This window comes from Polaromonas sp. (genome assembly GCF_030682935.1).
Taxonomy (GTDB): domain Bacteria; phylum Pseudomonadota; class Gammaproteobacteria; order Burkholderiales; family Burkholderiaceae_C; genus Polaromonas.
In genome coordinates this window covers 1-5246 of record NZ_JAUXNA010000318.1, presented here as the reverse complement: position 1 = coordinate 5246, position 5246 = coordinate 1, and the positions used below count along the sequence as shown (strand labels likewise).

Below are 5246 nucleotides of genomic sequence, written 5' to 3'. Positions count from 1 at the left end.
GGGTTTCCGTTTCGCGCTCAACCAGGACGCCATGGCCACCGAGAAGCTGGCCGAAGGCATACGCGCGTTCGCGGCGGACGCCGTCAAGCTTGAACAACTGATGCTGGCAGCGCAGGCCGCCGCATGAGCCGCCTGCGCTGTGACCAAACCCCGGCCTGGGCCGAACTGCACGCCCTGTTTGAGGCCTCGGGCAAAAACTTTGACTTGAAAGCAGCGTTTGCCGACGACCCGCAGCGCTTTTCCTGCTTCAGCCAGGACGCGCCGCATGTCTTTGCGGACTTGTCCAAAAACCTGATCGATGGCGAGGCCGAGGCCCTGCTGCTGGCGCTGGCGCGGCAATGCGGCCTGGAGCAGCACCGGGACGCGATGTTTGCCGGCGAACGCATCAACAGCACCGAGCAGCGTGCCGTGATGCACTTTTTATTAAGAAATCCGCCTCTAGCCCAATATGAGCGGGACAAAGTGGCTATAAAAAGAATAGCAAGCGTGAGCGCAGAGCTGGCGCAGACGCACGCCACGCTGGACGCCATGCTGGCCTATGCCGAGCAGGTGCGGGCCGACGACGCCATCACCGACATTGTCAACATTGGCATTGGCGGCTCTGATCTGGGGCCGCAAATGGCGGTGCTGGCGCTGTGCGAATTTGCCATGCCGGGCAAGCGTTTTCATTTTGTCTCCAATGTCGATGGCCAGGAGTTGGCCAGTGTGCTGGCGCAGTGCAGGCCGCAGAACACGCTGTTCCTGATCGCCTCCAAAACCTTCACAACCACCGAGACCATGACCAATGCGCACTCGGCCAGGGCGTGGTTTGAAGCGCAAGGCGGCCAGAATATTGGCCGGCATTTTGCCGCGCTGACCACCCACGTGGACGCCGCCCATGCGTTTGGCATCACCACCACCTTCGGTTTCTGGGACTGGGTGGGCGGGCGCTATTCGCTGTGGTCCGCCATCGGCTTGCCGATTGCCCTGGCGATTGGCGCGGCGGGTTTCAGGGAATTTCTGGCGGGCGCGCACGCCATGGACGAGCACTTTCGCACCACAGAACTGGCGCGCAACCTGCCGGTGCGGCTGGGCCTGCTCGATGTCTGGTACCGCAACTTTCACGGCTTTGGCAGCCGCAGCATTGCGCCTTACAGCAGTGCCTTGCGCCGTTTTCCGGCCTATTTGCAGCAGCTGGAAATGGAGAGCAACGGCAAGCGCGTGGATAGCGGGGGCAAGGCCTTGCCGTTCGACACGTCGCCGGTGCTGTGGGGCGAGCCCGGCACCAATGGCCAGCATGCCTATTTTCAGATGCTGCACCAGGGAACGACGGTGGTGCCGGTCGAATTTGTGGCGCTCAAGCACGCTGCGCATGCCCTGCCGGGGCACCACGACAAGTTGCTGGCCAACGTGCTGGCTCAGGCGCAAGCGCTGATGCAGGGCAAGGCTGATGCGGGCGGGCACAGGCATTTCCCGGGTAACCGGCCCAGCACCTTTTTGCTGCTGGAGCGGCTCACCCCGGCCAGCCTGGGCGCGCTGATTGCGCTGCAGGAGCACCGCGTGTTTGTCAGCGGCGCGGTCTGGGGCATCAACAGCTTTGACCAGTGGGGCGTGGAGTTGGGCAAGGTGCTGGCCAAAGACATTGAGCCGCGCCTTCAAAATGGTGATGTTTCAGGGCTCGATGGCTCGACCGCCGGTTTGTTGCAGCGCTTGCGATAAAGGCGGCCGCGCTGTCACGGCACGGGCCTATCATGGTGCGGGGAATTGACCCCGTATCAATCCTGAGGAGGCAAGAGACCATGAATTTCAGCCAAGCCATTTCCAGCTGCCTGCGCAATTACGCGACATTTTCAGGGCGTGCACCGCGCTCTGAGTTCTGGTGGTTTTTTCTGTTCCAGCTGCTGGTGTCTGTTGCGGCGACCCTGCTCAGCGAGAAGTTTGGCTCGCTCGTGAATCTGGCGCTGTTGTTGCCCGCGCTGGCAGTGGGCGCGCGCCGCCTGCACGACATCGGGAAAAGCGGCTGGTGGCAACTGCTGATGCTGACGGGCATTGGGCTGCTGCTGCTGATTTACTGGTGGGTTCAGCCGACAGATGAGCGCATCAGTGCGCAGGGTTCCAGCGCAGTCTGAAGGAGCGTTTGCGTGAACCCATGAAAAAAGGCCGCAGTGCGTGTACGCACTGCGGCCTTTTTATGGGCTTGGGCAGCCAGAAAATGGGGGTCTACGCCCGGGCTTCTTTTCTGAAACCCGGTATCCGTCCCCACATTTCCGTGCGTTTACATGCCCATGCCGCCCATTCCACCCATGCCGCCCATGTCGCCGCCCATGCCGCCGCCGGCAGGTGCTTCGTCTTTGGCAGACTCGCAGACCATGGCTTCGGTCGTCAGCATCAGCGATGCGACAGACGCTGCGTTTTGCAGGGCCGTACGCGTCACTTTCGTGGGGTCCAGAATGCCCATTTCGATCATGTCGCCGTAGGTGTCGTTGGCGGCGTTGAATCCGTAGTTGCCCGAACCGGCCAGCACGGCGTTCACCACCACAGAGGCTTCGCCGCCTGCGTTGTAAACGATTTCGCGCAGGGGGGCTTCGATGGCGCGGAGCACCAGCTTGATGCCGGCGTCCTGGTCAGCGTTGTCGCCCTTGATGGTGCCAACAGCTTGCTTGGCACGCAGCAACGCTACGCCGCCACCAGCCACAATGCCTTCTTCCACGGCAGCGCGGGTTGCGTGCAGGGCGTCTTCGACGCGGGCTTTCTTTTCTTTCATTTCGACTTCGGTGGCAGCGCCAACCTTGATCACGGCAACACCGCCGGCCAGCTTGGCCACGCGCTCTTGCAGTTTTTCGCGGTCGTAGTCGCTGGACGCTTCTTCGATCTGAACGCGCACTTGCTTGACGCGGGCTTCGATGTCCGCAGCGGCACCTGCACCGTCAATGATGATGGTGTTTTCTTTGCTCACTTCGATGCGCTTGGCCTGGCCGAGGTCAGCCAGGGTCACTTTTTCGAGCGACATGCCAACTTCTTCAGCAATGACCTTGCCGCCGGTCAGTACAGCGATGTCTTCGAGCATGGCTTTGCGACGATCGCCGAAACCTGGCGCCTTGACAGCGACCACTTTCAGAATACCGCGCAGCGTGTTCACGACCAAAGTAGCCAGGGCTTCGCCATCGACATCTTCCGCAATGATCAACAGCGGACGGCCGGCCTTGGCGACTTGTTCCAGGGTAGGCAGCAGGTCACGGATGTTGCTGACTTTTTTGTCGTACAGCAGCACGAACGGGTTGTCCAGCAGTGCGGACTGCTTTTCCGGGTTGTTGATGAAGTAAGGGGAGAGGTAGCCGCGGTCAAACTGCATGCCTTCAACCACTTCAAGTTCGCTTTCCAGCGACTTGCCGTCTTCAACGGTAATCACGCCTTCTTTGCCGACTTTGTCCATCGCATCGGCAATGATCTTGCCAATGGTTTCGTCAGAGTTGGCCGAAATGGAGCCGACTTGTGCGATTTCCTTGGAGGTGGTGGTGGCCTTGGAGGCTTTTTTCAGCTCGGCGACCAGGGCGTGAACCGCCTTGTCGATGCCGCGCTTGAGGTCCATCGGGTTCATGCCCGCGGCCACGTATTTCATGCCTTCGTGCACGATGGCCTGGGCCAGCACGGTGGCGGTGGTGGTGCCGTCGCCAGCGAGGTCGCTGGTTTTGGAAGCCACTTCCTTGACCATCTGCGCACCCATGTTTTGCAGCTTGTCCTTGAGTTCGATTTCCTTGGCGACGGACACGCCGTCTTTGGTCACGGTGGGGGCGCCGAAAGAGCGCTCGAGCACCACGTTACGGCCTTTGGGGCCCAGGGTAATCTTGACGGCGTTGGCCAGGATGTTGACACCCTCGACCATGCGTGCGCGGGCTTCGCCGCCGAAAATGACGTCTTTTGCTGCCATGTGAATTCTCCGGATTTAGTTAAAAAGGTTGTGAAAGAGCGAGAAATTACTTCTCGACGACCGCAAACAGGTCTTCTTCTTTCATGACCAGAAGTTCATCGCCATCGACCTTGACAGTCTGGCCGCTGTATTTGCCAAACAAAACGCGGTCGCCGATTTTCACGGCCATGGGGCTGAGCTCGCCTTTGTCATTTTTCTTGCCTGGACCGACGGCCAGAACTTCGCCTTGATCAGGCTTTTCAGCGGCGCTGTCAGGAATGACGATGCCGGAAGCGGTTTTGGTTTCGTTTTCCACGCGTTTAACGATCACGCGGTCGTGCAAAGGGCGAAGTTTCATGAGAGCTCCTTGTTTAGAAACAATGGGTTTTGAGAATCAAAAAGCACCAATTGAAAAGTTGGTGCCTATTAACTTGATCGTTGGATAAGGCTTGTTAGCACTCCATACCAGCGAGTGCTAATCATATGGGGGTTTCAGTCACTTTTCAAGGGTGCGGGTCTGGCCGGTTTGGTAAAAGGCCGTAAAAAAAGCCACCCGAAGGTGGCTTGGTGTGAGTGCGGGCTTACAGCCCTGCGGCTTCGCGCAGTGCGGCGGCCCGGTCCGTGCGCTCCCAGGTGAACTCGGGTTCGTCGCGGCCGAAGTGGCCGTAGGCGGCGGTCTTTTCGTAGATGGGGCGCAGCAAATCGAGCATCTGGATGATGCCTTTGGGGCGCAGGTCGAAGTGTTCCTGCACCAGTGCCGAGAGTTTCTCGTCAGAGATCAGGCCCGTGCCTTCGGTGTAGACCGTCACGTTCATGGGTTTGGCCACGCCAATCGCGTACGCCACCTGGATCTGGCATTGCCTGGCCAGACCGGCCGCGACGATGTTTTTGGCCACGTAGCGCGCCGCATAGGCCGCCGAGCGGTCCACCTTGCTGGGGTCCTTGCCGCTGAACGCGCCGCCGCCGTGCGGGCAGGCGCCGCCGTAGGTGTCGACAATGATCTTGCGGCCGGTCAGGCCGCAGTCGCCCTGCGGACCGCCAATGACGAAGCGGCCGGTAGGGTTGATCAGGTAGCGGGTGTTTTGCAGCCACTCCTTGGGCAGCACGGGCTTGATGATCTCTTCAATGACGGCTTCAATGAACGAGGCCTTCATCTTGTGCGGCGTTTCGCTCTGGTCGGGGCTGTGCTGGGTGCTCAGCACCACGGTGTCGATGCTGTGCGGCTTGCCGTCGACATAGCGCATGGTGACCTGGCTCTTGGCGTCGGGGCGCAAAAATGGCAGGCGGCCGTCCTTGCGCAGCTGGGCCTGGCGCTCGACCAGCCGGTGCGCATAGTAAATCGGCGCGGGCATCAGTTCGG

The 5246-nt window shown here is 60.4% G+C and carries 5 protein-coding genes and 1 pseudogene; 3 read left to right on the top strand and 3 right to left on the bottom strand.

Features of this window, described 5'->3' with window-relative positions:
• From Q8K05_RS14780 to Q8K05_RS14770, 3 genes and pseudogenes are all read left to right on the top strand, one after another.
• Nucleotides 1–127, top strand: a pseudogene (locus Q8K05_RS14780) (transaldolase family protein); the annotation flags it as partial.
• Entirely contained in the window at nucleotides 124–1698 is a 1575-nt protein-coding gene (pgi, locus tag Q8K05_RS14775) for a glucose-6-phosphate isomerase (RefSeq protein WP_305247392.1), read from the top strand. The pseudogene Q8K05_RS14780 and the gene pgi, both read left to right, overlap by 4 nt.
• A gap of 80 nt (nucleotides 1699–1778) precedes the next feature.
• A complete protein-coding gene (locus Q8K05_RS14770) occupies nucleotides 1779–2108 on the top strand; it encodes a DUF805 domain-containing protein (protein WP_305247391.1) in 330 nt (109 codons plus the stop codon).
• Nucleotides 2109–2254: 146 nt separating this feature from the next.
• Here the strand turns inward: Q8K05_RS14770 and groL are convergent, their stop codons facing one another.
• From groL to metK, 3 genes are all read right to left on the bottom strand, one after another.
• Nucleotides 2255–3907 (bottom strand): chaperonin GroEL, encoded by a 1653-nt coding sequence (gene groL, locus Q8K05_RS14765; RefSeq protein ID WP_305247390.1) that lies wholly within the window; start codon nucleotides 3905–3907, stop codon nucleotides 2255–2257.
• 46 nt (nucleotides 3908–3953) lie between these two features.
• Entirely contained in the window at nucleotides 3954–4244 is a 291-nt protein-coding gene (gene groES, locus Q8K05_RS14760; RefSeq protein ID WP_305247389.1) for a co-chaperone GroES, read from the bottom strand.
• 223 nt (nucleotides 4245–4467) lie between these two features.
• On the bottom strand, nucleotides 4468–5246 hold a 779-nt coding region (gene metK / locus Q8K05_RS14755), incomplete at its 5' end, for a methionine adenosyltransferase (protein WP_305247388.1).

Coding starts and splice junctions, on each gene's coding strand:
- pgi (WP_305247392.1), top strand. CDS start 124: ATGAGCCGCCTGCGCTGTGACCAAACCCCGGCCTGGGCCGAACTGCAC.
- Q8K05_RS14770 (WP_305247391.1), top strand. CDS start 1,779: ATGAATTTCAGCCAAGCCATTTCCAGCTGCCTGCGCAATTACGCGACA.
- groES (WP_305247389.1), bottom strand. CDS start 4,244: ATGAAACTTCGCCCTTTGCACGACCGCGTGATCGTTAAACGCGTGGAA.
- groL (WP_305247390.1), bottom strand. CDS start 3,907: ATGGCAGCAAAAGACGTCATTTTCGGCGGCGAAGCCCGCGCACGCATG.